This is a genomic window from Bradyrhizobium sp. BR 10289 (genome assembly GCF_019455385.1).
In the GTDB taxonomy this organism is placed as follows: Bacteria; Pseudomonadota; Alphaproteobacteria; order Rhizobiales; family Xanthobacteraceae; genus Bradyrhizobium.
Window position 1 is genome coordinate 177,210 of sequence record NZ_JACOFR010000002.1, and the last position, 25,167, is coordinate 202,376.

Annotated in this window: 26 protein-coding genes and 1 pseudogene; 12 read left to right on the forward strand and 15 right to left on the reverse strand. The window is 64.2% G+C overall.

What is annotated here, in order from left to right:
• Positions 1-99: 99 nt before the first annotated feature.
• From HYH08_RS04335 to HYH08_RS04350, 4 genes are all read left to right on the forward strand, one after another.
• Positions 100-1,233: a patatin-like phospholipase family protein gene (locus tag HYH08_RS04335; protein ID WP_502787390.1), complete on the forward strand. Its 1,134-nt coding sequence runs from the start codon at positions 100-102 to the stop codon at positions 1,231-1,233.
• 153 nt (positions 1,234-1,386) lie between these two features.
• Positions 1,387-2,145, forward strand: a complete 759-nt coding sequence (locus tag HYH08_RS04340; RefSeq protein ID WP_220008519.1) for a TetR/AcrR family transcriptional regulator — start codon at positions 1,387-1,389, stop codon at positions 2,143-2,145.
• Between the two features lie 252 nt (positions 2,146-2,397).
• A complete protein-coding gene (locus tag HYH08_RS04345) occupies positions 2,398-3,000 on the forward strand; it encodes a PepSY domain-containing protein (RefSeq protein WP_220008520.1) in 603 nt (200 codons plus the stop codon).
• Positions 3,001-3,219: 219 nt separating this feature from the next.
• Positions 3,220-4,257 carry an aspartate-semialdehyde dehydrogenase gene (locus HYH08_RS04350; protein ID WP_220008521.1) on the forward strand — a complete coding sequence of 346 codons (1,038 nt, stop codon included), beginning with the start codon at positions 3,220-3,222 and terminating at the stop codon, positions 4,255-4,257.
• Positions 4,258-4,318: 61 nt separating this feature from the next.
• Here the strand turns inward: HYH08_RS04350 and HYH08_RS04355 are convergent, their stop codons facing one another.
• Genes HYH08_RS04355 through coaD form a run of 7 tightly spaced genes read right to left on the reverse strand, consistent with a single transcriptional unit; the run spans position 4,319 to position 8,147 of the window.
• Entirely contained in the window at positions 4,319-4,714 is a 396-nt protein-coding gene (locus HYH08_RS04355) for a type II toxin-antitoxin system VapC family toxin (RefSeq protein WP_228747528.1), read from the reverse strand.
• Positions 4,714-4,956 carry a type II toxin-antitoxin system VapB family antitoxin gene (locus HYH08_RS04360; protein ID WP_220008522.1) on the reverse strand — a complete coding sequence of 81 codons (243 nt, stop codon included), beginning with the start codon at positions 4,954-4,956 and terminating at the stop codon, positions 4,714-4,716. The genes HYH08_RS04355 and HYH08_RS04360 overlap by 1 nt, the downstream gene beginning before the upstream one ends.
• Positions 4,957-5,012: 56 nt before the next feature.
• Positions 5,013-6,086 (reverse strand): tRNA preQ1(34) S-adenosylmethionine ribosyltransferase-isomerase QueA, encoded by a 1,074-nt coding sequence (gene queA, locus HYH08_RS04365; protein ID WP_220008523.1) that lies wholly within the window; start codon positions 6,084-6,086, stop codon positions 5,013-5,015.
• A gap of 51 nt (positions 6,087-6,137) precedes the next feature.
• Positions 6,138-6,602, reverse strand: a complete 465-nt coding sequence (locus HYH08_RS04370; RefSeq protein WP_220008524.1) for a peptidylprolyl isomerase — start codon at positions 6,600-6,602, stop codon at positions 6,138-6,140.
• Entirely contained in the window at positions 6,599-7,024 is a 426-nt protein-coding gene (locus tag HYH08_RS04375) for a UCP034077 family protein (RefSeq protein ID WP_220008525.1), read from the reverse strand. Before HYH08_RS04375 ends, HYH08_RS04370 begins: the two co-directional genes overlap by 4 nt.
• 12 nt (positions 7,025-7,036) lie before the next feature.
• On the reverse strand, positions 7,037-7,612 hold the full coding sequence (locus HYH08_RS04380) for a peptidylprolyl isomerase (RefSeq protein ID WP_220008526.1): 576 nt from the start codon (positions 7,610-7,612) through the stop codon (positions 7,037-7,039).
• Positions 7,613-7,649: 37 nt separating this feature from the next.
• The gene (gene coaD, locus HYH08_RS04385) at positions 7,650-8,147 is read right to left on the reverse strand and encodes a pantetheine-phosphate adenylyltransferase (RefSeq protein WP_220008527.1); all 498 of its coding nucleotides are present in this window, start codon (positions 8,145-8,147) and stop codon (positions 7,650-7,652) included.
• 267 nt (positions 8,148-8,414) lie between these two features.
• Here coaD and HYH08_RS04390 point away from each other — a divergent pair, with 267 nt between their 5' ends.
• Positions 8,415-8,675, forward strand: a complete 261-nt coding sequence (locus HYH08_RS04390) for a hypothetical protein (RefSeq protein ID WP_220008528.1) — start codon at positions 8,415-8,417, stop codon at positions 8,673-8,675.
• Between the two features lie 188 nt (positions 8,676-8,863).
• Positions 8,864-10,717, forward strand: coding sequence for a potassium transporter Kup (locus HYH08_RS04395; protein WP_220008932.1), 1,854 nt, complete (start codon positions 8,864-8,866; stop codon positions 10,715-10,717).
• 117 nt (positions 10,718-10,834) lie between these two features.
• On the opposite strand, the gene HYH08_RS04400 is transcribed toward HYH08_RS04395, so the two are convergent.
• From HYH08_RS04400 to HYH08_RS04415, 4 genes are all read right to left on the reverse strand, one after another.
• Positions 10,835-11,107, reverse strand: coding sequence for a BA14K family protein (locus HYH08_RS04400; protein ID WP_502787391.1), 273 nt, complete (start codon positions 11,105-11,107; stop codon positions 10,835-10,837).
• Between the two features lie 239 nt (positions 11,108-11,346).
• Positions 11,347-14,091: a DNA gyrase subunit A gene (gene gyrA, locus HYH08_RS04405; RefSeq protein WP_220008530.1), complete on the reverse strand. Its 2,745-nt coding sequence runs from the start codon at positions 14,089-14,091 to the stop codon at positions 11,347-11,349.
• 168 nt (positions 14,092-14,259) lie between these two features.
• Positions 14,260-14,658: a DUF2306 domain-containing protein gene (locus HYH08_RS04410; protein WP_220008531.1), complete on the reverse strand. Its 399-nt coding sequence runs from the start codon at positions 14,656-14,658 to the stop codon at positions 14,260-14,262.
• A gap of 207 nt (positions 14,659-14,865) precedes the next feature.
• Positions 14,866-15,360 (reverse strand): single-stranded DNA-binding protein, encoded by a 495-nt coding sequence (locus tag HYH08_RS04415; RefSeq protein WP_220008532.1) that lies wholly within the window; start codon positions 15,358-15,360, stop codon positions 14,866-14,868.
• 449 nt (positions 15,361-15,809) lie between these two features.
• Here HYH08_RS04415 and HYH08_RS04420 point away from each other — a divergent pair, with 449 nt between their 5' ends.
• Positions 15,810-16,577: an outer membrane protein gene (locus HYH08_RS04420; RefSeq protein WP_220008533.1), complete on the forward strand. Its 768-nt coding sequence runs from the start codon at positions 15,810-15,812 to the stop codon at positions 16,575-16,577.
• A 236-nt stretch (positions 16,578-16,813) separates the two neighbouring features.
• Positions 16,814-17,473, forward strand: coding sequence for an outer membrane protein (locus HYH08_RS04425; RefSeq protein WP_220008534.1), 660 nt, complete (start codon positions 16,814-16,816; stop codon positions 17,471-17,473).
• Between the two features lie 82 nt (positions 17,474-17,555).
• Here the strand turns inward: HYH08_RS04425 and HYH08_RS04430 are convergent, their stop codons facing one another.
• A complete protein-coding gene (locus tag HYH08_RS04430; RefSeq protein WP_220008535.1) occupies positions 17,556-19,286 on the reverse strand; it encodes a M4 family metallopeptidase in 1,731 nt (576 codons plus the stop codon).
• A 296-nt stretch (positions 19,287-19,582) separates the two neighbouring features.
• Here HYH08_RS04430 and uvrA point away from each other — a divergent pair, with 296 nt between their 5' ends.
• The 3 genes and pseudogenes from uvrA to HYH08_RS04445 all read left to right on the forward strand — a co-directional run bounded on the left by uvrA (position 19,583) and on the right by HYH08_RS04445 (position 23,585).
• Positions 19,583-22,561, forward strand: a complete 2,979-nt coding sequence (uvrA, locus tag HYH08_RS04435; protein WP_220008536.1) for an excinuclease ABC subunit UvrA — start codon at positions 19,583-19,585, stop codon at positions 22,559-22,561.
• 92 nt (positions 22,562-22,653) lie between these two features.
• A pseudogene (locus tag HYH08_RS04440) lies at positions 22,654-23,217 on the forward strand (DinB family protein).
• Positions 23,187-23,585 (forward strand): hypothetical protein, encoded by a 399-nt coding sequence (locus tag HYH08_RS04445; RefSeq protein ID WP_349631398.1) that lies wholly within the window; start codon positions 23,187-23,189, stop codon positions 23,583-23,585. The pseudogene HYH08_RS04440 and the gene HYH08_RS04445 overlap by 31 nt, the downstream one beginning before the upstream one ends.
• A 19-nt stretch (positions 23,586-23,604) precedes the next feature.
• On the opposite strand, the gene HYH08_RS04450 is transcribed toward HYH08_RS04445, so the two are convergent.
• Together HYH08_RS04450 and HYH08_RS04455 are read right to left on the reverse strand one after the other, a co-directional pair.
• Positions 23,605-23,955 carry a DUF5615 family PIN-like protein gene (locus tag HYH08_RS04450; RefSeq protein ID WP_220008538.1) on the reverse strand — a complete coding sequence of 117 codons (351 nt, stop codon included), beginning with the start codon at positions 23,953-23,955 and terminating at the stop codon, positions 23,605-23,607.
• A gap of 3 nt (positions 23,956-23,958) precedes the next feature.
• Positions 23,959-24,180, reverse strand: coding sequence for a DUF433 domain-containing protein (locus tag HYH08_RS04455; RefSeq protein ID WP_220008539.1), 222 nt, complete (start codon positions 24,178-24,180; stop codon positions 23,959-23,961).
• 72 nt (positions 24,181-24,252) lie between these two features.
• Between HYH08_RS04455 and HYH08_RS04460 the strand changes: the two genes are divergently transcribed.
• Entirely contained in the window at positions 24,253-24,912 is a 660-nt protein-coding gene (locus tag HYH08_RS04460; RefSeq protein ID WP_220008540.1) for an HAD-IA family hydrolase, read from the forward strand.
• On the opposite strand, the gene HYH08_RS04465 is transcribed toward HYH08_RS04460, so the two are convergent.
• Positions 24,909-25,133 (reverse strand): hypothetical protein, encoded by a 225-nt coding sequence (locus tag HYH08_RS04465; RefSeq protein WP_220008541.1) that lies wholly within the window; start codon positions 25,131-25,133, stop codon positions 24,909-24,911. The genes HYH08_RS04460 and HYH08_RS04465 overlap by 4 nt on opposite strands.
• Between the last annotated feature and the right edge of the window lie 34 nt (positions 25,134-25,167).

The window sequence follows — 25,167 nt, forward strand, 5'->3', positions numbered from 1 at the left end:
GCGGCGGGTTGCCGGCGGCGGTAGATGCGTGATCGCCAGCCACCGACAATGCCCCCCGCTTCATGTTCGACCGAGATCTCCGCCCCTTCGCAGGGCTGGATGAGGCAGACAGGCGCTCGCCTGATCGGATCGCTGGCCCTGACCTGCACCCTGGTGCTCGGCGCCTGCACCTCCGTGCCCCGGACGCCCTATACGGCCGCCGAGGCCAGCTCGTCGCGCGTGCTCGATATCGACGGCCTCCGCCGCTACGCCGACGAGCCGGTCACGAAATTCAGCTTCGCGAAAGACGCCAACACCACGACGAGCTCGTACCTCGCGCTCTCCGGCGGCGGCGCTGATGGCGCCTATGGCGTCGGCGTGCTCAATGGCTGGAGTGCCGCCGGCACCCGCCCGAACTTCTCCGTGGTCTCGGGAGTCAGCACCGGCGGCCTGATCGCGCCCTTTGCGTTCCTCGGACGGCAATATGACGACACGCTGAAGGAGGTCTATACCAGCGGCATCGCGGAGAGCCTGCTGAATGACCCGAGCATCATGCGCGTGCTGTTCGGCTCCGGCCTGTTCGGCAATACGCGGCTGCGCGAGCTCGTCGCGCGCTATGTCGGTCCGGAGATCCTGGCGCAGGTCGCGCGCGAAAACGCGCGGGGCCGACGGCTGCTGATCGTGACCACCGATCTCGACACCCAGCGCACCGCGATCTGGGACATGGGCAAGATCGCGGCGGTCGGCACGCCCGAGGCGCTCAAACTGTTTCGCGACGTGATGGCGGCCTCGGCCAGCATTCCGCTGGTGTTTCCGCCGATCATGATCGACGCCGAAGGCCAGGGCCGCAAATTTCAGGAGATGCATGTCGACGGCGGCGTGACGGCACCGGTGCTGACGCTGCCGGAAGCCATGCTGTTCCAAGGCAGCCGCGTGCCGGGCGCCGCGAAGCTGGACATCTACATCCTCGTCAACAAGAAGATCGAACGCAATTTCGAGCTGGTGTCCAACAGCACCATCGACGTCGCCTCGCGCAGCCTGTCGGCGATCACGCAGTCGCAGACCCGCTCGATCATCTTCTCGACCTATGATTTCGCCACGCGCAACCAGTTGGGCTTCCACCTCTCCTACATCGCGCGCGATTATCCGGCGCCGCCCTCGGAAGGCTTCGATACTGCCTATATGCGCGCGCTGTATCAGTACGGATATGAGAAGGCCGCGTCCGGCCAGGCATGGACGTCCACGCTGCCGTGATCCCTCGTCACGGAACGAGGCCGTGCCGAATCCGTTGACGATACGGCCAATTCGGCCAGATTCGCGATGACGCCCCCGCTCCTGCGCGATATAGAGCGAATGACGGGCAACGCGCAGGAATCATTTGGTTTATCATTTGGCATATCATTGGACATGGGATTGACTGCGACCAAAACACGATCGGCTGCGCCACGGCGCGAACTGCCGAAATCGCGCGGCGGTCGGCCGACCAAATCGGCCGCGATCGAGCGCGACCAGCGGCTGATCGAGGTCGCCACCCGCCTGTTCCTTGACCGCGGCTTTGACGCGACATCGCTCGATGCGGTCGCGGAAGCCGCCCGCGTCAGCAAGCCGACGGTCTATTCCCGCTATGGCGACAAGCGCGGCCTGTTTGCCGCCGTGCTGAGGCGCGAGATCGAGCGCTGGCTTGCGCCGCTGTCGGCAGCGGCTGAGACGCAGCTCTCCAGTGCCTCGGACATTCCGGTCGAACAGCGGCTGGTCGAGATCGGCCGCGAGATGCTGACCTTCACCTGCGGGCCCGACGCTGTCGCCTTCAGCCGCATGATGACGGCGCAGGCCATCAACTTCCCCGACGTCGCCAAGCTCGGCAAGGAGGAAGGCTGGCTTAAGGCGGTCGCCACCACCGCGCGCTTCTTCGACCATCTGGTGGCGCAAGGCGCGCTCGACGTCGACGACACCACCATCGCGGCCGAGGTGTTCCTCGATGTCGTCGTCGGTCACACCCACCGCATGGCGACGTTCGGAATGGCGCTCGAACTGAAGGCTGCGGAAAAGCGCATGCGTGCCGCGATCAAGCTGTTCCTGGCGGGTGCGCTGGGCCCTGCCGACCGGGTCCAGAACGCCTCCAAGGACGCGTTCAAGGCCAGACCGCGCCGCCCCGCGTCCCGCTGACAATTCCGTGAGGTCGAGACCTATCCCCTGGGGAAGAGATCCTCGTCATTGACCAAAACAAAACGATACGGTATGGTTTAGTTAGAAGTTGGTACGGGCCGCTTTTTTCACCAGCCCCAAAAGAGGTCCGTACCGCTTTGATCGCCGCGACGGGTACAGCCCGCCACGACGCTCAGCGGCCGGCCGACGCCCAAGGCCGGCCGCGAATTCTTTACGATCATCCAGCACACTCGCTGGCTGAGGGTTTCGAGCATGACGACAGCCAGACCATGGACCTCACGACTGCTTGCAGTCGCCTTGCCCGCCCTGCTCCTCGCGGCGCCCGCACAGGCGATCGTGACCACGGGCACGCCGACCGCGGTTCATGGCGACACAGATGGTGACGGCGAGATCGACCGCCAAGCGGTAAGCCGCGAAATCGAACGATTCCGTTTGTCGTCGATCTCGATCAGCCAGGCCATGGCGATTGCGGAAGCCCGTCACGCCGGCGCGACGACGGCGGATGTGAGCTTCGACGGCGCCTCGAACGTGCCGGTCTACCGGGTGAAGACCCTGCACAACGACCGGATCTGGCGCCATACCATCAACGCCTCGACTGGCGAGCTGATCGGCGGCGAAGCCGCCCTCCCTCTCGCCGAGCTCGACAGCGACGATCGCAGCAATCTCGCGGCACTCGGTGCCATCCGGCACCGCCTCGCAGAGGCCGTGCAGGTTGCCGAGCGCGCGGCTTCCGGCAAGGCCATCAGCGGCGGTCTGGTCCGCGAAGGCGGCCGGCTGAACTTCTCGATCGTCGTCGTCAGCGGCGACGATCTCAAGGAGGTTACCCTGGAGCCGCCGGGCGCCCGAGGCAGGTAACGCCGGCCACAATCCCGCCGAAAAGCCATTGACGGACGCAAGACTCTCCCGCATAAGTCGCCGCCATGTTCACGACCACCAAACGCACGACCAAAACCACCACGGCCTTCGGGGCCCGGGGAGGCGTGCGCTTGTAGTCGTCGACTAGAACGCAATCAGCTTGACCGAAGCCCCGCCCATGATGGTCCGGGGCTTTTTTGTTGTCTGGATTTCAATGCAATGGAGGACAAAGTGAGTAACGATCCCGTCGTCGCGATTGTCGGCGTCACCGGTGCGGTGGGCGCCGAATTCATCGCCACCATGGACAAGCGCGGCTTTCGCGTCGGCAAGCTCAAGGCGCTCGCCAGCGCCCGCTCGGCTGGCAAGACGGTGTCGTTCCGCGGCAAGGATGTCGTCATCGAGGAGCTGACCGAGCGCGCCTTCGAGGGCGTCGACATCGCGCTGTTCTCCGCCGGCAGCGGCATCTCGAAGAAGTTTGCACCTGTTGCGGTCAAGGCCGGCGCCGTCGTGGTCGACAACTCTTCCGCCTTCCGGATGGATCCGAACGTGCCGCTTGTGATCCCCGAGGTGAACGCTGGCCGCATCCGCGACCACAAGGGCATCATCGCCAACCCGAACTGCGCCGCCATCACCGCGCTGGTGCCGCTGTGGCCGATCCACCAGAAGAATCGCATCAAGCGCGTCATCATCTCGACCTACCAAGCCGCTTCCGGCGCCGGGGCCGCCGCGATGGACGAGCTCGTCGAGTCCACCCGTGCCAATCTCAACGGGCAGGTCTATACGCCCAAGGTGATGCCGCACCCCTACGCCTTCAATCTCTTCAACCACAACACCGCCGTCGATCCCGAGACCGGTTACAATGACGAGGAGACCAAGGTCATCAAGGAAACCCGCAAGATCTTCGAGGACGAGAAGATCGCAATCGGCGTGACCTGCGTCCGCGTCCCGGTGCTGCGGGCGCATTGCGAGGCCATCACCTTCGAATGCGAGAAGCCGGTCACCGAAGACCAGGTCCGCGCCATCATGGCGCAAGCGCCGGGCGTGAAGATCGTCGATGACCGCGTCAAGAACTACTTCCCGATGCCGATCGACGCCTCCGGCCAGGACGACGTCCTGGTAGGCCGCATCCGCAAGGACCTCAGCGATCCCTCTGGGCATTCGATCTCGATGTTCGTGGCGGCCGATCAGTTGCTCAAGGGCGCGGCGCTCAACGCCGTGCAGATCGCCGAGCTACTGCCGCAGCGGGTGATGGCATAACCGTTGTCGCACAGAGTGGGCAAAGCGACGCGTGCCCACCCTGTAGCGACGAACTCCGCGGTCAAGTCAACGCCTGCACAACATCTGTTTTGGCAAAGTCAGCTCCTTTGAAGAGGAGCGGCTCCGAGCGCGCTTTTGCCAAAGCGTAGACGGCACAATCGACGATGTTGAGCTGCGCCGGATGCCCGCCACCCTTGCCGAAGCGTTGAAATGCCTCGAAAGCGCCCTTCGCCATTTCGGCGTCGAAAGGCACGACGGCAATCCCGGCCGTCTCCAGCAATTCATCGAAAAACGCCACGGCCGCGGTCCCAAAGCGCGCAGAGAGAACGATCCTGGTTTCCAGGACGGCGACTGCCGACATCGAGAGACTGTCGGCATCCAGCATCGCTGTCCGATAGCGTTGCCCGTCGGGCTCGTTCGTTACTGTCGCAACGATCGCGGACGTATCCAGCACCATCAGGACGGCAACCCGAACCGGCCATACCCGAGGATTTCGTCGGCAGGCCGGGAATCGAGAACGGGCAAGCGAGCGGTCCGCTCGAAGAATGACGTCAGGGCCGCATTTCTATCGCCGGCTGGAAGACCGACACGAGACAAGCGCTCCTCAATAGCGCGCTCCAGCGCCGTCTCGATATCTTCCCCCGTCAGGCGGGCGAGGCGTTGGGCAAGCTCATCGAGTTTCTCGGAGCGGATGTTCATCAGCTACTCGGTCCACGCAAACGACGGCGACAACCTAGCACAAGGACGCTGCCAGGTCACTCCCGGGCACGAAACAGCAAACACGCATCGCCATACGAATAAAACCGGTACCCGCTCGCGATCGCATGCGCATACGCGCGCTTCATCGTCTCCAGCCCCGAAAACGCCGACACCAGCATGAACAGCGTCGACTTCGGCAAATGGAAGTTCGTCATCAGGATATCGACTGCGCGGAAACGATAACCGGGCGTGATGAAGATCGAGGTCTCGGCCGTGAACGGCTGGATGGTGCCGTCCTCGCGGGCTGCGCTCTCGAGCAGCCGCAGTGACGTGGTGCCGACCGCAACGATGCGGCCGCCGTTCTTGCGCGCGCTGTTGAGCCGCTCCGCTGTCTCAGTCGAGATCGTGCCCCACTCGGCATGCATCTTGTGGCCGTCGGTGTCGTCCACCTTCACCGGCAGGAACGTCCCTGCCCCGACATGCAGCGTGACGCGGTTGATGCCGACGTCGCGCTCGCGCAACGCCTGCTCCAGCGCCGGCGTGAAATGCAGGCCTGCGGTGGGGGCAGCGACCGCTCCTTCATTCGCCGCGAACATGGTCTGATAGTCGGCGAGGTCCTGATCGTCGGACGTGCGCTTGGAGGCGATGTAGGGCGGCAGCGGCGGGCTGCCGAGATCTGATATCGCCTGGTCGAGCGCGGGTCCGTGGAACGAGAACGACAGCGTCACTTCGCCGTCGGTGCCCTTGGCCTCGACCTCCGCGTCGAGATGGCCGAGCAGGCAGACCTTGCCTTCATTACCGAAGCGGATGCGGTCGCCGGCGGTGAGCTTCTTTGCGGGCTTCACCAGCGCCTGCCAGCGCGAGCCGTCGAGCCGCTTGATCAAGGTCGCCTCGATCTTCGGCTCGGTCTCGCGGCCGATGCGGCGGCCCTTGAGCTGCGCCGCGATCACCTTGGTGTCGTTGACGACGAGCTGGTCGCCCTCCTTCAGCCATTGCGGCAGGTCGGCAACGGTCTGGTCGCGCAGTGCGCCGTTCTCCACGACCAGCATCTTCGCGGAGTCGCGCGGGCTCGCCGGGCGCAAGGCAATGCGCTCGGCTGGCAGATCGAAATCGAAGAGGTCGGTGCGCATTCGTCGCTTGCCACCAGGAGCGCGCCTCGGCGCGCCCCTGGAACGAGGAGCTTACTCCTTGTCGGCCGCCATCCGCGCCTTGACGATCTTGTCGGGGTTTTGCACCGGCTCGCCGCGCTTGATCTTGTCGACGTTCTCCATGCCCTCGGTGACCTTGCCCCACACCGTGTACTGGTTGTCGAGGAAGCGGGCGTCGTCGAAGCAGATGAAGAACTGGCTGTCGCCGGAATCCGGGCTCGCAGCGCGCGCCATCGAGGCGGTGCCGCGCACATGCGCCTCCTTGTTGAACTCGGCCTTCAGCTTCTTGCCGGAGCCGCCGGTGCCGGTGCCGTGCGGGCAGCCGGTCTGCGCCATGAAGCCCTCGATCACGCGGTGGAACACGATGCCGTCGTAGAAGCCCTCGCGGACCAGTTCCTTGATGCGCGCGACATGGCCGGGCGCGAGGTCGGGGCGCATCTCGATGGTGACGGGGCCCTGCGTGGTCTCGAGGATCAGGGTGTTTTCAGTGACGCTCATGCTCGTCTCTCTTGCGTTGGAGGTGAAGTCTTGTCGGGTGACGTTTTGCGGTTACGGAACTGGATCGCGAATGGACGTCCCGCGGCAGCGCCCGCCATTGCATCGGTAAATGGCAACGGCGTGCAGCGTTGCAACGCCTCCATCACCGCGATCCGGTATTGCAGCCGGTCATTGTCGGAGGCCTCCGCGGCTTCATAGCTGATCCTCGGATGGCCCAGAATGTCGCCGGACCGGTTAAAGCTCACGACGACGGTGATGTCGAGTGGGCGGGCCCGGCTCGCCGGCGGTGGCTTCCAGCAGGTGCGCAAGTGCCGGAAGATGTCCTGGATGGTGTTGACCTGTCCATCCTCGGCAGCCGCGCCCGAGGCGCCCAGCAGCAGCACCGCGGCAGCCAGAAAGAGCCTGTTGCCGCAGCGCGCCATGGTGACCCTCTCCTATTTGATGTCGGAGGCGACCTGCACCTTCACCATCTTGTCGGGATCGGTGACGGTGCCGCTCGGCGATCCCGCCGGGGCCTTCTTCAACTTGTCGACGACGTCCATGCCCTGGACGACCTCGCCGACAACCGTGTACTGGCCGTCGAGGCTGCCGCCGTCGGCGAACATGATGAAGAACTGCGAGTTGGCGGTATCGACGCTGTCGCCGCGCCGGGCCATGCCGACGATGCCGCGTGCGAAATGCACCTTGGAGAATTCCTGCTTCAGGTTCGGATATTTCGAGCCGCCGGTGCCGTTGAAGTTCTGGCCGTCGCCGGTCTGCGCCATGAAGCCGTCCATGACCCGGTGGAACGGCACGTTGTTGTAATAGCCCTCGCGCGCGAGCGTCTTGAGGCGCTCGGCGTGCTGCGGCGCCAGGTCGGTGCGCAGCTTGATGACGATGCGGCCCTTGGTGGTGTCGATGACGAGCGCGTTGGCCTTGTCGAGATTGGCCGGCAGCTGCTGCGCCACCGCCGGGACCGCGCTGATCAGCGCGGCAAAGATCGTGGCAAGAATTGCGAGACGACGGATCATGAAAACTCCGGATCAGGTCAGGTGAAGAGATGCGCCGTTATCCGGCGAATTTGGCCTTGAGCAGGCTGGCGACGAGCGGCGGCACGAAGGTCGAGACATCCCCGCCCATGCCAGCGATCTGGCGCACCAAAGTGGCGGTGATCGGGCGGACCATGGGAGAGGCCGGCAGAAACACCGTGTGCACCTCCGGCGCCATGGCCTCGTTCATGCCGGCAAGCTGCATCTCATAATCCAGATCGGTGCCGTCGCGCAGGCCCCGAATCATGATGGTTGCACCCGCCTTGCGCGCTGCGGCCACCGACAGGTCGTCAAACGTCACAGCCTCCAGCGCGCAGCCGGCCTGCGCCGCAATCGGCCCGCAGACGTCGTGGAGCATCTTCAGGCGCTCCTCGGTCGAGAACAGCGGCTTCTTGCCGGGATGGACGCCGATGGCGACCACGAGCTTGTCGCACAGGGGAACGGCGTGCCGGACCACGTCCAGATGGCCGTTGGTGATGGGGTCGAAGGAACCCGGATAAAAGGCGATGCGCGGCATGGCCCCCTCCTACCCCGCCCGGCGCGGGCCGGCAAGCCGGCCAGGTTCCCTGCCGGTCCTGTCAGCCTTGCCGGTTTTTCCGCCAATCGGTGTCGGCGCCGGCCCGATTGTTTCGTCCTCGAGGCAGCCACGAAACAAAACGGACCGCGAACGAAACCATTTCCCGTATCCGCGAAGACGTCCGGAAATTGGCCATGGTTACTAATCTGCCCAACGAACGACGGGCCGCACACTGGGCGTAGGCGGCCGCATCACAGGGGACCGTCAATGATCAAGGCTCTTTCAGCGATCGCACTCGCTGCGTGTGTTGCCGCAGCCCTCACCCTCCTGCCGGGCTTTGCCCCGACCGTCGAAGCCAGTGTGCCGCAGCCGCTTGCCAAGGGCGACCGGCTCGACATCAAGACCATCGGCCGTGACTGCTCGCAGCAGGCCTGGCCGAATTTCGAGGCATCCTGCCTGCGCCGCGCCGGCACCAAGACCAACACGGTGCGCGAGGCGCGCCTCGTGACCGCGGACCGCACACCCTAGGTCTGTCAGTTTCGCGTCAGGTCCTGCCCGTTAAATCCCATGGATATTTGCGACGTCTCGTCGCAGACTGCGTAATGCTCGCGCCCGTCGGAATGACCCGGCGGGCGCGATCCATCGGGGGGTTGCCTTTGTCCAGTACGCCCGCAGTCGCTTCCGGCCGTCACCACCCCGATCCACTGCCGATTGCCATGACCATGGGCGCCCTCGGGGTGGTCTATGGGGATATCGGCACCAGCCCCCTCTACGCCCTGAAGGAAGCCGCCAAGGCGGCCGCCCATGGCGCAACGGTGACGCCGGACGCTGTCCTGGGCGTTGCCTCGCTGATCCTCTGGGCGCTGCTGCTGATCATCTCGCTGAAATATGCGCTGCTGATTCTGCGCGCGGACAATCGCGGCGAAGGCGGCATCGTCGCGCTGCTGGCGCTGCTGCATGCCCGCCACGCGCAACCCGGCACCTGGCGCGCGCATCTTCTGGTCGTCGGCCTCGTCGGCGCCGCGCTGCTTTACGGCGACGGCGCGATCACGCCGGCGATCTCGGTGCTGTCAGCCATCGAAGGCCTCAAGGTCGATGCGCCGTCGCTCGCACCCATCGTGGTGCCCGTCACCGTCGCCATCCTGATCGGCCTGTTCATGATGCAGAAACAGGGCACCGGCTTCATCGGCCGCATCTTCGGACCTGTCATGCTGGCCTGGTTCGTCGTGCTCGCAGCCCTCGGCATCCACGGCATCGTCAAGGCGCCGGCGGTGCTGGCGGCGCTCAGCCCGTTCTATGCCTTCGACTTCCTGATCCACCAGGATTTTCACGTCTCCTTCGCCATCCTCGGCGCCGCCTTCCTCGCGGTCACAGGTGGCGAGGCGATGTATGCCGACATGGGCCATTTCGGTCGCATGCCGATCCGGCTCGCCTGGTTCGCGATCTGCCTGCCCGCACTCGTGCTGAACTATTTTGGCCAGGCCGCGCTGCTGATCACCGATCCCGCGATGATCGAGAATCCGTTCTTCCAGCTCTGCCCTGATTTTCTGCACTACCCGCTGGTGGCCTTCTCGGCGGTCGCCACCGTGATCGCCTCGCAGGCGATCATCTCGGGCGTGTTCTCGCTGACCCAGCAGTCGATCCAGCTCGGCTTCCTGCCGCGCATGCAGATCCGCCACACCCAGAGCGACGCGATCGGCCAGATCTACGTGCCGCTGGTGAACTGGCTGCTGGCCGCAGCGACGCTCGGCGCCGTCTTCAGCTTCGGCACCTCCGACGCACTCGCCGGCGCCTACGGCATCGCGGTGTCGCTGCTGATGGCCATCACCACGCTGCTGGCCGCGCTCGTTGCGATCCAGTGGGGTTATTCGCCCTGGCTCATCGTGGCCGTGAACGGCTTCTTCTTCGTCATCGACCTGATCTTCTTCTCGGCCAACTCGGTCAAGCTGTTCGAGGGCGGCTGGTTTCCGCTGCTGCTCGCGGCCATCGTCGCCTTCATGATGCTGACCTGGCGCAGCGGCGTGAAGCTGGTCGAGGCCGCGCGCGCAAAACTGCGCCAGCCCGAGGAGGATCTGATCGAGACCGCGGTGAACAAGTGCAGCGCGCGCCTGCCCGGCACGGCCGTGTTCCTGGCATCGGCGCCGAAAGGCGTGCCGCTGGCGCTGACGCAGTTCGTCAAGCACAACCACGTCCTGCACGAGCGCATCATCCTCGTCACTGTGCTGATCGAGGAGATGCCTCACATACCCGAGGCGGACCGCGCCGAGGTGATCGAGATCATCCCCGGCATCACCCGCGTGATCCTGCATTACGGCTTCATGCAGAACCCGACCATCTACGAGGGCCTGACGCTCGCCTGCCGCCAGGGCAAGCTGACCGGCATCGACCTCTCCGACATCACCTATTATGTCGGCCGCGAGACCATCATCCCGCGCGAGGACGTGCCGGGCATGTGGGTCTGGCGCGAAGGCCTGTTCGCCTTCCTCCAGCGCAACGCCGAGCGCTCCGCCGCGTTCTTCGGCGTGCCGACCAAGCAGGTGGTGGAATTCGGGACGGAGCTGGAGATCTAGCGGTGAGGCAACAACCCGTGCTCGCCGGGTACCCTAAGGACGGCAACGGCTGACCTCTAAGTCCGGAAGTGAGGAAGGCTTGGGAGCCGCCATGGTATGGCTCCCAAGCTGTCTCTGTTATGGACAGGCGTAACGCTGTCCATCGTAGGCCAAATAGGTTCCCGATGCCGGATCGTAGGACTTGTAGCGCTGGGCGCAATAGCTCACGGCATCCTGGCGAGCCTGGCTGTTGGCGATCGCGCCGCCGATGATCGCTCCGGCTGCCAGTCCGCCGATCACGGCTGCACCGGTCCCGTAGCCTCGATGTCCGTAGCCATGGTGATAGCCGTAATGTCCATGGCGCCAGCCGTGGCGGTACTGGATCGTCTCGACATTAGCGCCGCCAGTCATACCGAGCGCACGATCTGCCTGGAGCGGCGCAGCCGAGGCAGATTGCATAGTGGCCAGAGCGGTCGCACCAGCCAGAGCGCCAGCAAGCAGGGTTCGGAATTGTCGCATCGTAAGCTCCGTCGTTTCATGAACACGGAGCCAACAACGCGCGTCGTCATGCAGTTCCCTGAGATGAAGCAGGTTTAATCCATCGCGTCACAAGGTCACACGCGCGAATGGAGCCGCGCAAACGGAGCGCATCACTCCCCGTTCGCCTCCCCATTCGCCCCATTCCCGCTCTCCGCCTCTTCCGTGATGTGCTCGACCGAGACCACGTGCTCGTCCTCGGCGGTGTCGAACACGATCACCCCTTGGGTCGAGCGGCCGGCGATGCGGATGCCTTCGACCGGGCAGCGGATCAGCTGGCCCTTGTCCGTGACCAGCATGATTTGATCGGCGTCCTCCACTGGGAAGGACGCGACCAGATTGCCGTTGCGGTTATTGACGCTCATGGCGACGATGCCTTTGCCGCCGCGCCCTGTGGTGCGGTACTCGTAGGACGAGGTCCGCTTGCCGTAGCCATTGACGGAGACGGTCAGCACGACCTGCTCCTGCGCCGACATCTCGACATAGCGCTCCTGGGCGAGCTGGAAGCTGCCTGAGGTCTCCTCGGCCTCGGCATCGGCGGGGGCCTCTTCCGCACTGGCTTCACCGGCGACCGCGCGGCGCATCTTCAAATAGGCCGAGCGCTCGTCCGAGGTGGTCTCGACGTGGCGCAGGATCGCCAGCGAGATGACCTTGTCGCCTTCGCCGAGCGCAATGCCGCGCACGCCCATCGAGGTGCGCCCGGTGAACACGCGCACGTCGGGAACCGGGAAGCGGATGCACTGGCCGCCGGCAGCGGTCAGCAGCACGTCGTCGCGCTCGGTGCAGATCTGCACGTCGACGATCGCCTCGCCCTCGTCGAGCTTCATCGCGATGATGCCGGAGCGGCGGACGTCGACGAAGTCGGACAGCTTGTTGCGCCGGACATTGCCGCCGGTGGTGGCGAACATCACGTCGAGATTGCCCCAGGTCGATTCATCCTCGGGCAGCGGCATGATGGTGGTGATGCGCTCGCCCTGCTCCAGCGGCAGGATGTTGATCAGCGCCTTGCCGCGCGCGTTTGGCGCTGCCATCGGCAGGCGCCAGACCTTTTCCTTGTAGACCTGGCCACGGGAGGAGAAGAACAGCACCGGCGTGTGCGTCGACGCCACAAACAGGCGGGAGACAAAGTCCTCGTCGCGGGTCTGCATGCCGGCGCGGCCCTTGCCGCCGCGGCGCTGGGCGCGATAGGCCGACAGCGGCACGCGCTTGACGTAACCGGCGTGCGAGACAGTGACGACCATGTCCTCGCGCTGGATCAGATCCTCGTCCTCGACTTCGCCCTCCTGCTCCATGATCACGGTGCGGCGCGGGGTGGCGAACTCGGCCTTCACCTCAGCGAGCTCGGTCTTGATGATGTCGAGGATGCGGGCGCGCGAGCGCAGGATCTCGAGATAGTCGCCGATCTCGCCGGCGAGCTTGGCCAGTTCGCCGCCGATCTCGTCGCGGCCAAGCGCGGTGAGGCGCGCAAGGCGCAGTTCGAGGATCGCCCTGGCCTGATCCAGCGACAGGCGGATGGTACCGTCCTCGTTGATGCGGTGGCGGGGATCATCGATCAGCGTGATGATGTCCTCGACGTCGCGCGCCGGCCAGTCGCGTGTCATCAGGGTGTCGCGGGCGACAGCCGGCGTCGGCGAGTGCCTGATGACCTTGATGATCTCGTCAATATTGGCGACCGCAATGGCGAGGCCGACCTGCTCATGGGCGCGCTCGCGCGCCTTGCGCAGCTTGTACTTGGTGCGGCGGGTGACGACCTGCTCGCGGAAGCCGACGAAGATCGTCAGCATGTCTTTCAGGTTCATCGTCTGCGGACGGCCGGAATCGAGCGCGACCGCGTTGACGCCGAAAGAGGTCTGGAGCGGCGTGAACTTGTAGAGCTGGTTCAGCACCACGTCGGGCACCGCATCGCGCTTGAGCTCGACGACGACGCGGTAGCCGTCGCGGTCGGACTCGTCGCGCAGATCGGAGATGCCCTCGATCTTCTTTTCCTTGTAGAGCTCGGCGATGCGCTCGACCATCGTCGCCTTGTTCACCTGATACGGGATCTCGGTGATGACGATCGCCTCGCGATCCTTGCGGATGGTCTCGAACGTGATCTTGCCGCGCATCACGATGGAGCCGCGGCCGAGGTGATAGGCGCTGCGGATGCCCTGGCGTCCAAGGATGATGCCGCCGGTCGGGAAATCCGGGCCAGGAATGATGTTGTTGAGCTCGTCGATCGTCAACGACGGATTGTCGATCAGGGCCAGACAGGCGTCGATGACCTCGCCGAGATTGTGCGGCGGGATGTTGGTGGCCATGCCGACGGCGATGCCGCCGGCGCCGTTGACGAGCAGGTTCGGGAACCGCGCCGGCAGGACCACCGGCTCCTTGGTCGAACCGTCGTAGTTGTCCTGGAAGTCGACCGTCTCGTTGTCGATGTCATCGAGCAGCTTCAGCGCGATCTTGGTCAGGCGCGACTCGGTGTAGCGCATCGCCGCCGGGGGATCGCCGTCAACCGAGCCGAAATTGCCTTGGCCATCCACCAGCAGCTCGCGCATCGAGAACGGCTGCGCCATACGCACCAAGGCGTCGTAGATCGCCTGGTCGCCATGGGGATGGTATTGGCCCATGACGTCGCCGACGATACCGGCCGACTTCTTGTGCTTCTTGTCGGGCGTGTAGCCTTCCTCGTTCATCGAGAACAGGATGCGGCGATGCACCGGCTTCAGGCCGTCGCGCGCATCGGGCAGCGCACGCGACACGATCACGCTCATGGCGTAATCGAGATAGGACTTCTTCATCTCGTCGAGGATGGAGACGGGGCGAATGTCCGAGGGTTGCGCCGGCTGGTCGCCGGGCTTGTTGTCGTCGTCAGCCAAGGGGGAATCCGGTGAAATTTTATCTGGGAATCATATAGCGCATTGGCCCCCTGATAACCACCCTTGCCCGGGTCTGGGAAGCGCTTTTTCCGATTGTTTTTCCAGAGACTTACGCCGTTCCCGGGACTGCCCTTGGCGGGGCCGGAACGAGCCTGAGAGGACAGCCCTCTAACCGCCGAAAATCACCTGGTGCATGATCCGCCCGGGCATCAGGGTGAACAGCCCGGCGATCACGAGTGCGCCGAAGAAGATCGAGATCATCGTGATCTTGTGGCGCCGGATATTGCGGGTGCGCGCGGCCGCCACGCCGAACGCCAGCATCACGAGCGCGAAGACCGAGAGCAGATGGATCGGGCTCCACGGGCCCATCAGACGGATCTGGTGGATCCAGAACGAGCTGAGCGCCACGACCAGCATCAGCACGATCCAGACCCAGCCCAGAGCCCGGTGCGGCAGCGTGCCCTTCGGGGCCGCTAGCTGGACAGTCCCAAGGACGAGCGCCGCCATGGCGGCGAAGGCATGCAGCGGGATCGCCGGGGCGGCCTCAAGCAGCGGCGCGAAGCTCATGCGATGCATCCTCTCGTCCGCCGGCGGCAAGCGGCCATGTGAATAGGATTAACATGAAGTTAATACCATTCACATCACAGCCCGTCAAAGACTTGAGGCAGCACATGAGGCAAGCCCGGAAAAGCCGAGCCTGACCCGCCAATTGGCAAGAAATCCTGTCGCTCTGGACGAACAGGACGACATCAGGGGCGAAGCGCCCCGCCCGCATCAGAACGGGATATCGTCGTCCATGTCGTTGTTGCGGCCACCACCGCCAGCGGCCACCGCACGGCGCGGCGCGCTGCTGACGGGACCGGACGCGCCGAAATCGTCGCCCGGACCTTCGCCGAAGCTGCCGCCTCCCCCGCCGCCGCGGCCGTCGAGCATCGTCAGGGTCGAGTTGAAGCCCTGCAGCACGACCTCGGTGGAGTACTTCTCGACGCCGCTCTGGTCGGTCCATTTGCGGGTCTGCAGCGCGCCCTCGATGTAAACCTTGGCGCCCTTCTTCAGGTACTGCTCGGCGACCTTGCAAAGCCCTTCATTGAAGATCACGACGCGGTGCCACTCGGTCTTTTCCTTGCGTTCGCCGCTGTTCTTGTCGCGCCAGGTCTCGGATGTCGCGATGCTCAGATTCGCGATCGGCCGCCCGTCCTGGGTGCGGCGGATTTCCGGATCCTTGCCGAGATTTCCAACCAGAATGACCTTGTTGACGCTTCCCGCCATCGCCGCTCTCCACTCCAAATGCCACTGAATTCGTAAGGCCGGGCCGCGCCGCGCGGTCCCCTGCAACGTGTTGAGGCGACCCTATACGCTTGCGGGCCCCGGTCAGCCCGCCACCGCTCAACTTATCCCCACATATAGCATCGACACCTCGTCCGTTCCAGCTTTGTTCTTGCACACCAGTATGGCTGAATGGGAGGGGGCCGATGAGGCTGGAATTGCTCAGAACCGTTTCGCGACGCAGGGAACCCTGCCGGTTCCCGCGACGAGGAGAAACCATATAACATTCATCAAGTTGCAACCGCTTCATCGAGCGACCGAGTGTTGCATTTCGGAAACGGACTTCCACCGCTTGCTGGGCTACGATCGAGTCGGAATTGGTTCATATGGGCGCAGAGCCTGATCACCGCTTCGGGGACTTCGAGGAGCGGACCGAACCCGGGGAGACTGCAATGAATAAGATTTTGATTGCTGCGATCGGTGCGGTCGCATTGGGCCTATCGGCTCCCGCAAGCGCGGCGGATCTCGCCGCCCGTCCCTACACCAAGGCGCCGCCGATGGTCGCCACCGTCTACGACTGGAGCGGCTTCTACATCGGCATCAACGGCGGTGGCGGCTCAAGCCGCAAATGCTGGGACTTCGTCTCTCCGACCGCCGGCGCGGTCATCGCCGATGGCTGCCACGACGCAGTCGGCGGCACGGTCGGTGGCCAAGTCGGCTATCGCTGGCAATCGGTCAATTGGGTGTTCGGCCTCGAGGGCCAAGGCAACTGGGCCGATTTTTCGGGTGACAACATCGGCACGTTGAGTGGCTTGCGCAATCGCTCCAAGATCGATTCCTTCGGCCTGATCACGGGTCAGGTCGGCTACGCCTGGAACAGCGTGCTGTTCTATGTGAAGGGCGGCGGCGCCGTCGTCGGCGACCGCTACCGGAGCTACGGTGTCGCCACCGGTCTCGAATTCGACCGTGCCAACGAAACGCGTTGGGGCGGCGCCGTGGGCGCCGGCCTTGAATTCGGTTTCGCGCCGAACTGGTCGGTGGGTATTGAATATGACCATCTTTTCCTCGGCCATCGTACGATCACTTTCACCGGTTCGGGCAATCTGCCCGGTGGCGCGCTCGGCGTCGCCACCCGCTCCGAACGCATCGGCCAGGACGTCGATATCGGCCTGATCCGCGTGAACTACCGCTGGGGCGGTCCTGTGATCGCGAAATACTGATATCTCTCTGATCACACTTGGAAATCAAAGGCCGGCCTCGCGCCGGCCTTTTGCTTGAGAGTTCCATTTCCGGAACAATCGATCAGCGATTATTACGTTTTGTGACTGTTGTGGCTTTTGAGAGACTCAACTTACGGCTTCGCTGGTGTAAGCACGCGTGAGTTGGACCGCAGCGTCCGATCCTGCTTCCGACGCACGGAAGTCAAAATAGAAACTGGGACTGGGATTTGTTGAAAATGAAGAAGATTCTCTTGGCTTCGGCCGCTCTGATCGCTCTCACCGGCGCTGCTTCGGCTGCCGATCTGGCGGCTCGCCCCTACACCAAGGCTCCGGTCGCTGTGGCCTCGGTCTACAACTGGACCGGATTCTACCTCGGTCTCGTCGGTGGCGGCGCCTGGGAAGACTCGGGCAGCCCGCGCATGGAAGGTGGCTTCGTCGGCGGCACCGCCGGCTACAACTGGCAGACCGGCAACGTCGTGTTCGGCGTCGAGGCCGATGGCGCCTGGGCTGACGTGAACGCCTCGGCGACCGCGCTCGGCATCACGGCGACCTCCAAGACCGACGCGCTCGGCACCGTCCGCGGCCGCATCGGCTACGCCGTCAATCAGGTCCTGTTCTACGGCACCGGCGGTTACGCCTGGATCGACAACAAGATCACGCTCTCGGCGCTCGGCGTGAGCGTTTCCGACAGCAAGTGGCACTCGGGGTGGACCGTCGGCGCGGGCGTCGAAGCCTTCATCGCTCCGCAGTGGTCGATCAAGGGCGAGTACCTCTATCGCAGCCTCGGCGGCGAGACCTATTTCTCGGGCACCCTGCCCACCGGCACGCTCAACCTCCACACCGTGCAGTTCGGCGTGAACTATCACTTCAACGGCCCGATCGTCGCGAAGTACTGATCGTCGCGACCGACGCCACATCGTCACGAAAGGCCGGCCTTGCGCCGGCCTTTTTGTTTCTCAACGCAGCCTCGCGGGGCCGCTACATCAGGCCCACCGTTCCGAAGCCGGTCTTGACCGCTCTGGCTTCGCTGCTCTCGGCGCCGTGCGATTTCACCGCCGTGTCGTAGATGATCTTTGCAGCCGTGCGCATGTCCAGATGCGGCTTGAACCGCTCGAGGCTGTCGATCCAGATCTTTCCGGCAACCTCCGAGCCGATCTGAATTGCGGTCTGGTAGAAGGCGCGGTTTGGAATTCCGGAGTTGATGTGAACACCGCCATTGTCATCGGTCGCACTGGATGAGAGCACGACGAGCTTGCTGAAATGATCGGGCTGCGCATCCTTCCCCAGGATCGGGTCGTCGTAGGCCGTGCCCGGAGCCTTCAATGACTTCAGCGGCCGCACATCCGCAGGATCGTTCTTGCCGGTGACCCAGGACACCGCGCCGGGAGCGATGATCCAATCCGCCGCCTGCGCCGTCTGGCCCTGCATCTTCTGCTTGATCAGCGACGTCAGGACGTCCGTGTAGGACTGTACGATCGCACCCTCCTGTCCCGAATATTGGTACTTCCATCGCTTCTCGATGAACGGGAACGTCGCTTCGTGATAGACGATATCGGGGATGTCCTGGACCTGCGGCGGCGCGTTGATCTTCTCGCCGTCCCAATAGGCATTACGATAATCGTTGGCGAGCAGGTTGATGTCCGGCGTAGCCAGGTCCAACCCGAACAGGCCGTTGAGGATGCGGGTCGCATCCGCAGCGTGCTTCTTCATCTTCTGCATGGCCAGCTGATCGCGGTCGGGGGCCGCCTTTGCGACCAGCGCTTCCAGCGCGGCGATCTTCGTCGTCAGGCTCTGCGCGTCAAATTTGGCATCCTTGGATGGCTGGACCCGACGATACAGCGCGAGCGCCCGCTCGAAATTTTCCGCCCCTTCGGCGATCGAGGCCGCGAAATAGGTCAGCTCGTTCCATCCGGACATACGATCCGTCAGCGGCCCGACCATGACGAAGATGCGCTCGAAATCGGATTTGGCCGCGACCTTGTAGGTGATGACGCGCCGGTTGATGCGCGCGATCTCACCGATCGAGTTGACCAGATTGGCAAACTCATCGTCCTGCAGCTCGCCGAACTCGGGACTGTCCTTGGCCCATCGCCGGTGGATCAGCGCCAGGGCGATGGCGTCAGCGACCGATTTCTCGGTTGCCTCGTCGATCGTCATCCAGAGCGGCTTCGTCTTGCCGAGCCCCAGCGCATCGATGTTGCCCGCAACCGTCGCCGATTTTCCGTCCCAGGAGACGGCAAACGACAGCGTCCGATCCTGCGCGAACCAGCGCTGGATGGTCGGCAGCAATCCCCCGACGTCGACCCCGCCGACCTTGACGTCGATATTGGTCGGCTCGAACAATTGCGCGTCCAGCACGGCTGTCTTCGGCGTTCCCAGGATGCCGGCCGTCACGCCGTGGGGAACGCCGTCCGGAGCGGCCGCGGCCGCCTCCTGCTTCTCGAGTCTGGCCTGCTGCTTCTCTTCCTTGAGCGAGGACTGGGACTGTTGCAGTTCCCATTCGCGGGTGTGGAGGCGCGCGATGATCAATCGCGCCAGTGTCTCGCCCTCCGCAGCGGCATTGCCGGTTCCTCCAATGACCTTGACCGGCGCAATCACGAGGTCGCCACCAGCAACGGCCTGGAAGATGGCGGTCGCAAACCAGATGTTGCAGGCCAGTAGCACTAGGCCGGCCGCTATGAAAAACGCAATCTTCGCAAAGATTTCCATCGCGAAGGACCAGAAATGGATGTGCAGCAATGCGTTTAGTCTAGCACAATGCAATCTAGCCTAGTAGCCGCAAACGGTGCCCGCATGGAAAGCGGAGGCCGCGACGCCCGTCCTCCTGCCAGATGCCGCCAGCGCGCCAACAATCCGTTGACGATTCGCAAGTCCCACTGGAAATCCGTCCTCGTTCTTCCTACGTTCGCTGACAACCCCATCGGCGCCGATCCCGGTTCCGGGCGAAGCGTGCCTCTTCATTGGCGCGATCGCGCAGCTTTTGGGATTCCTTGAGGGCAACCCGGATGGATGAAGTGATCAAGGCGAAGCGCCAACAGCAGAACGCGGGCTCCAGCCTGCGCGCAATTACGATCCGTGGCGCGCGCGAGCACAACCTCAAGAACATCGACGTCGAGATTCCCCGCGACAAGCTCGTGGTGTTCACCGGCCTGTCCGGCTCCGGCAAATCTTCGCTCGCCTTCGACACCATCTATGCCGAAGGCCAGCGCCGCTACGTCGAATCGCTGTCGGCCTATGCGCGCCAGTTCCTCGAGATGATGCAGAAGCCTGACGTCGACCAGATCGACGGCCTGTCGCCGGCGATCTCGATCGAGCAGAAAACGACCTCGAAGAACCCGCGCTCGACCGTCGGTACCGTCACCGAAATCTACGACTACATGCGCCTGCTCTGGGCGCGCGTCGGCGTGCCCTATTCGCCCGCGACGGGACTGCCGATCGAAAGCCAGACCGTCTCGCAGATGGTCGACCGCGTGCTGGCGCTGCCCGAAGGCACCCGCCTCTATCTGCTGGCGCCGGTCGTGCGCGGCCGCAAGGGCGAGTACCGCAAGGAGCTCGCCGAATGGCTCAAGAAGGGCTTTCAGCGCGTCAAGATCGACGGCACCTTCTATGAGCTTGCGGAGGCGCCCACGCTCGACAAGAAGTTTCCGCACGACATCGACGTCGTGGTCGACCGCATCGTGGTTCGGGCCGATATCGGCCAGCGCCTCGCCGAAAGCTTTGAGACCGCGCTGAAGCTCGCCGAGGGCCTTGCCGTCGTCGAGTTCGCCGATGCGCCCGCCGCTGCCGCGCCCGCCGAGGACAAGAAGAAGACCGCAAAAATCCACGACAAGAGCGGCCCCGAGCGCATCCTGTTCTCGGAAAAATTCGCCTGCCCGGTGTCCGGCTTCACCATCCCCGAGATCGAGCCGCGCCTGTTCTCGTTCAACAATCCCTATGGTGCCTGCCCGGCCTGCGGCGGTCTCGGCGTCGAGCAGCATGTCGACGAGGACCTCGTCATTCCCGACAAGGAGCTCGCGATCGGCAAGGGCGCCATCGCGCCCTGGGCCAAGTCGTCCTCGCCCTACTACACGCAGACGCTGACCGCGCTCGGCAAGCACTACAAGTTCACGCTGACCACCAAGTGGAAGGACCTGCCGAAGAAGACGCAGAACGCGATTCTCTATGGCTCCGGCGAGGACGAGATCAAGTTCTCCTACGAGGACGGGGTCCGCTCCTACGACACCAAGAAACCGTTCGAGGGCGTCGTCACCAACATCAACCGCCGCTATCGGGAAACCGAGAGCGAGTGGGCGCGCGAGGAGCTGGCAAAATACTTCCACGACGTGCCCTGCGAAGGTTGCAAGGGCTTCCGGCTGAAGCCCGAGGCGCTCTGCGTCAAGATCGGCGGCAAGCATATCGGCGAGATCTCGGAGCTGTCGGTCCGCAAGGCCGGCGAATGGTTCGAGACCGTGCCCGCGGCGCTGAACGCGCAGCAGAACGAGATTGCGGGGCGCATCCTCAAGGAGATCCGCGAGCGCCTGACTTTCCTGCTCGACGTCGGCCTCAACTACCTCACGCTGTCCCGCTCCTCCGGCACGCTGTCCGGCGGCGAGAGCCAGCGCATCCGCCTCGCCTCCCAGATTGGCTCGGGCCTGACGGGCGTGCTCTACGTGCTGGACGAGCCCTCGATCGGCCTGCACCAGCGCGACAACGCGCGCCTGCTCGACACGCTGAAGCGGCTTCGCGACCTCGGCAACACCGTGGTCGTGGTCGAGCATGACGAGGACGCGATCCGCCTCGCCGATTACGTGCTCGACATCGGCCCCGGCGCCGGCATGCATGGCGGCAACATCGTCGCCGAAGGCACGCCCGACGAGATCATGCGCAACCCGAAATCGCTCACCGGCAAATATTTGACCGGCGAGCTCGAGGTCGAGGTGCCGGAGCGGCGTCCGCCCAACCATCGCCGCACCATCAAGGTGGTGAACGCGCGCGGCAATAATCTCAAGAACGTCACGGCCGAGATTCCGCTCGGCCTATTCACCGCCGTCACCGGCGTCTCCGGCGGCGGCAAGTCGACGCTCTTGATTGACACGCTCTACAAGGCCATCGCGCGCAAGCTCAACGGTGCCAGCGAAGGCGCTGCCCCGCACGACCGCATCGAGGGCCTCGAGCACATCGACAAGATCATCGACATCGACCAGTCGCCGATCGGCCGCACCCCGCGCTCGAACCCGGCGACCTACACCGGCGCCTTCACGCCGATCCGGGAATGGTTCGCTGGCCTGCCCGAAGCCAAGGCGCGCGGCTACGAGCCCGGCCGCTTCTCCTTCAACGTCAAGGGCGGCCGCTGCGAGGCCTGTCAGGGCGACGGCGTCATCAAGATCGAGATGCACTTCCTGCCCGACGTCTACGTCACCTGCGACGTCTGCAAGGGCAAGCGCTACAACCGCGAGACGCTGGAAGTCCTGTTCAAGGGCAAGAGCATCGCCGATGTCCTCGATATGACCGTCGAGGAGGCCGCCGAATTCTTCAAGGCGGTCCCGCGCGTGCGCGAGACCTTCCAGACCCTGCACCGCGTCGGCCTCGACTATATCCACGTGGGTCAACAGGCGACGACGCTCTCGGGCGGCGAAGCCCAACGCGTCAAACTGGCAAAAGAATTGTCAAAGCGCGCCACCGGCCGCACGCTCTACATCCTGGACGAGCCGACCACCGGTCTTCATTTCCACGACGTCAAGAAGCTCCTGGAGGTGCTGCACGAGCTGGTCGCGCAGGGCAACACGGTCGTCGTCATCGAGCACAATCTCGAAGTCATCAAGACCGCAGACTGGGTCATCGACCTCGGCCCCGAAGGCGGCGACGGCGGCGGCGAGATCGTCGCCTGGGGCCCGCCGGAAGACATCGCGAAAGCGCCGCGGAGCTACACGGGCAAGTTTTTGGCGCCGGTGCTGAAGAAGGCGGGGAAGCCGAAGCGGCGGAGCACGAGCGAGGCGGCGGAGTAGCGGCTAGCATCGATGCCGCAGGGCGGACCGCGGACAAGCAAAGCATAGTCCGCCCCTGCTCGTCTGGTGAGACCAACGATCCGGGGAAGAACATGTCCGCTGGACTTGTGCAAACTTATCGGGCCTTCGCCTACAACAATGCCTGGGCGAACCATCGCCTGCTCACCGCCTGCGCCTCGCTGTCCCAGCATGAATTCGAAGCTCACCGCACCGGCTTCTTCCCGAGCATCCAACGCACGCTGAACCACATCTACGTCATCGATCTCTTCTACATCGATGCACTGGAAGGTGGCTGGCTCGGACCGGCAGCCTGGAAGAACGAGGTGCCTTTTCCTGCCCTTGCCGCCTTGAAGCCCGCCCAGGCCGCAATGGACAAGCGCCTGATTGCCATCTGCGATGCGCTGACGCCCGCGCGGCTCGATGACGCCGTCAAGATCAACCGCGATACGCGCGTGTAGACCGAGCGGGCTGACCGGCTGCTCATGCATCTGTTCCAGCACCAGATCCATCACCGCGGACAGGCGCACGCCATGCTGTCGGAAACGAGCATCGCTCCACCTCAACTCGACGAATTCTTTGCCGAGGGTGAAGCGCCGCTCCGGGCTGCCGAATTCGCCGAGCTCAGGTGGACCGAGAAGACGGTTTGGAAGTTCTAGCCAAACACGATCAGCCGCCGACCTCGGGTTCTCATGAGTCAGCGATGCCCAGCCGAACGTACACGCTCTTCCGCAATGCCATCCTCGCCGAACAGCAGGTGACCTGCGTCTACGAGGGCCACTACCGCGAGCTTTGCCCGCATATCATCGGCATCAACAAAACCGGCGAGGAAGCCGTGCTGGCCTGGCAATTTGCCGGCGAGAGCAGCGGACCGCTGCCGCAATGGCGGTGCCTGAAGTTGGCCAATGTCAGTGGCGCCCGGGCACGCAATGGGCGCTGGCACGAGGGCGGCTCACATCGGACGACACAGACCTGCATCAAGAACATCGATCTCGACGTCAATGTTCACGTGCGCAAATTGCGATGAGCAGCAGTCTTTCGATGTGCTACAGAGGGCGAGACCGAAAGCGAACCTCGTCGATCACGAGATAGCGGCCGAATAGTTGCTCCCCGAACTGGTCTACAGCCTCAAGCAAACGCGTCCTACCGAGTTGTCGATTTTCCGGATCGATGCGCAGCAAGATCAGGCCTGGAACGGTCAGGCCGCGGCGAAACACCAGTTCTCCAAAATCCTTGTCAGCCGTAAGAAGAATGCGCCCTTCTCGGGACGCCAGCGCGATGACCTCTACATCGCTCACGCTAGCTGCAAATTCGGCAATGTAGAGTACATCGTGACCGGCGCCGCGCAGCTCTCGAACCAGAGAGACCGTGACGCACTCGTCAGCGAGCCAGAGCACAATTTAGCGGTAAATGATGTCTTCGTCGGCCAGATAGTCGGCCGCGAACGCCTGGGCTGCCCGAACATCGTCGGGCGTCAGCCGCGGGTGCTCCGCGATGATGGCCTCGGTGGTCATGCCAGCGCCCAGCTCCCGCAGCACCAGCTCGACCGGCACACGCGTCCCGCGGATTACAGGCTTGCCGTCCATGATTGCCGGGTTGATTTCAATCCGCTCGTGCCGCATGGCTATCCTCGAACTTTACTCGACAATAACATATTAGATCTCGCCTGTCAGTGGGCCTCGACATCCAGCTCAATGCCCTACGCCCTCGCCATCTTCGACCTCGACGGCACCCTCGCCGACAGTTTTCCGTGGTTCTTGCGCACCATCAATGATGTCGCGGATCGCTTCGATTTCCGCCGCGTTACGCATGAGGAGATCGAAGAGCTGCGGCATGCGTCGAGCCGGGAGATCCTCAGCCGGCTCGAAGTGCCTTTGTGGAAGCTGCCGGCGATCGCGCGGCATGCGCGGCGGCTGAAGGCGGAGGCGGCTGGCGAGATTCCGCTGTTTGCCGGCGTCGACGCCATGCTGCGGACGCTGGCCGGAAACGGCGTGCAGCTCGCGCTGGTCACGTCGGACAGCGAAGCCAATGCGCGCGAGAAGCTCGGCGAGGCCGCCGCATTGTTCTCGCATTACGCCTGCTCGGCATCGCTGTTCGGCAAATCGGCGAAATTCCGCCGGGTCATCCGCCGCGTCGGCGTGGCGCCGGGCGAAGTCATCGCGATCGGCGACGAAGTCCGCGACATCGAGGCGGCGCGGGCTGCGGGCATCGCCTGCGGCGCGGTTTGCTGGGGCTATGCGGCTCCGGCGGCGCTGCGGGCGCTGGGGCCGGACCACGCGTTCGAGCGGATCGAGGACATTGCGCCAGCCTTGCTGCGCGGCGCCGTCAATTTGCGCGATCCGACGCCGGCCTAGCCACCGCGCGGCGGCTCGTGCTTCTCCATGGTCACCGCAATGCGCTCCAGAAAGCCGTTCATGCGCCGGGTCTCGGCGACCTGCTGTTCATAGAGCTCGATCAGGCTCACGCCCGACTTGCTGCGCGCCTGCATGCCCTGCCGCCGCGAAAACCAGAACCATAGCCCGATCAGCAGCAGAAACGGCAGCCACGAGACGGCGAGCTCAACCCATTTATCCATCGCAAACGTCTCCCCTCAGCGCATGTCGCGGCGT

Excerpts from the sequence above, each read along its gene's own strand:
- HYH08_RS04335 (WP_502787390.1), top strand. The coding sequence starts at position 100 with ATGAGGCAGACAGGCGCTCGCCTGATCGGATCGCTGGCCCTGACCTGC.
- HYH08_RS04340 (WP_220008519.1), top strand. The coding sequence starts at position 1,387 with ATGGGATTGACTGCGACCAAAACACGATCGGCTGCGCCACGGCGCGAA.
- HYH08_RS04345 (WP_220008520.1), top strand. The coding sequence starts at position 2,398 with ATGACGACAGCCAGACCATGGACCTCACGACTGCTTGCAGTCGCCTTG.
- HYH08_RS04350 (WP_220008521.1), top strand. The coding sequence starts at position 3,220 with ATGGAGGACAAAGTGAGTAACGATCCCGTCGTCGCGATTGTCGGCGTC.
- HYH08_RS04355 (WP_228747528.1), bottom strand. The coding sequence starts at position 4,714 with ATGGTGCTGGATACGTCCGCGATCGTTGCGACAGTAACGAACGAGCCC.
- HYH08_RS04360 (WP_220008522.1), bottom strand. The coding sequence starts at position 4,956 with ATGAACATCCGCTCCGAGAAACTCGATGAGCTTGCCCAACGCCTCGCC.
- queA (WP_220008523.1), bottom strand. The coding sequence starts at position 6,086 with ATGCGCACCGACCTCTTCGATTTCGATCTGCCAGCCGAGCGCATTGCC.
- HYH08_RS04370 (WP_220008524.1), bottom strand. The coding sequence starts at position 6,602 with ATGAGCGTCACTGAAAACACCCTGATCCTCGAGACCACGCAGGGCCCC.
- HYH08_RS04375 (WP_220008525.1), bottom strand. The coding sequence starts at position 7,024 with ATGGCGCGCTGCGGCAACAGGCTCTTTCTGGCTGCCGCGGTGCTGCTG.
- HYH08_RS04380 (WP_220008526.1), bottom strand. The coding sequence starts at position 7,612 with ATGATCCGTCGTCTCGCAATTCTTGCCACGATCTTTGCCGCGCTGATC.
- coaD (WP_220008527.1), bottom strand. The coding sequence starts at position 8,147 with ATGCCGCGCATCGCCTTTTATCCGGGTTCCTTCGACCCCATCACCAAC.
- HYH08_RS04390 (WP_220008528.1), top strand. The coding sequence starts at position 8,415 with ATGATCAAGGCTCTTTCAGCGATCGCACTCGCTGCGTGTGTTGCCGCA.
- HYH08_RS04395 (WP_220008932.1), top strand. The coding sequence starts at position 8,864 with ATGACCATGGGCGCCCTCGGGGTGGTCTATGGGGATATCGGCACCAGC.
- HYH08_RS04400 (WP_502787391.1), bottom strand. The coding sequence starts at position 11,107 with ATGACTGGCGGCGCTAATGTCGAGACGATCCAGTACCGCCACGGCTGG.
- HYH08_RS04410 (WP_220008531.1), bottom strand. The coding sequence starts at position 14,658 with ATGAGCTTCGCGCCGCTGCTTGAGGCCGCCCCGGCGATCCCGCTGCAT.
- HYH08_RS04415 (WP_220008532.1), bottom strand. The coding sequence starts at position 15,360 with ATGGCGGGAAGCGTCAACAAGGTCATTCTGGTTGGAAATCTCGGCAAG.
- HYH08_RS04420 (WP_220008533.1), top strand. The coding sequence starts at position 15,810 with ATGAATAAGATTTTGATTGCTGCGATCGGTGCGGTCGCATTGGGCCTA.
- HYH08_RS04425 (WP_220008534.1), top strand. The coding sequence starts at position 16,814 with ATGAAGAAGATTCTCTTGGCTTCGGCCGCTCTGATCGCTCTCACCGGC.
- HYH08_RS04430 (WP_220008535.1), bottom strand. The coding sequence starts at position 19,286 with ATGGAAATCTTTGCGAAGATTGCGTTTTTCATAGCGGCCGGCCTAGTG.
- uvrA (WP_220008536.1), top strand. The coding sequence starts at position 19,583 with ATGGATGAAGTGATCAAGGCGAAGCGCCAACAGCAGAACGCGGGCTCC.
- HYH08_RS04455 (WP_220008539.1), bottom strand. The coding sequence starts at position 24,180 with ATGCGGCACGAGCGGATTGAAATCAACCCGGCAATCATGGACGGCAAG.
- HYH08_RS04460 (WP_220008540.1), top strand. The coding sequence starts at position 24,253 with ATGCCCTACGCCCTCGCCATCTTCGACCTCGACGGCACCCTCGCCGAC.
- HYH08_RS04465 (WP_220008541.1), bottom strand. The coding sequence starts at position 25,133 with ATGGATAAATGGGTTGAGCTCGCCGTCTCGTGGCTGCCGTTTCTGCTG.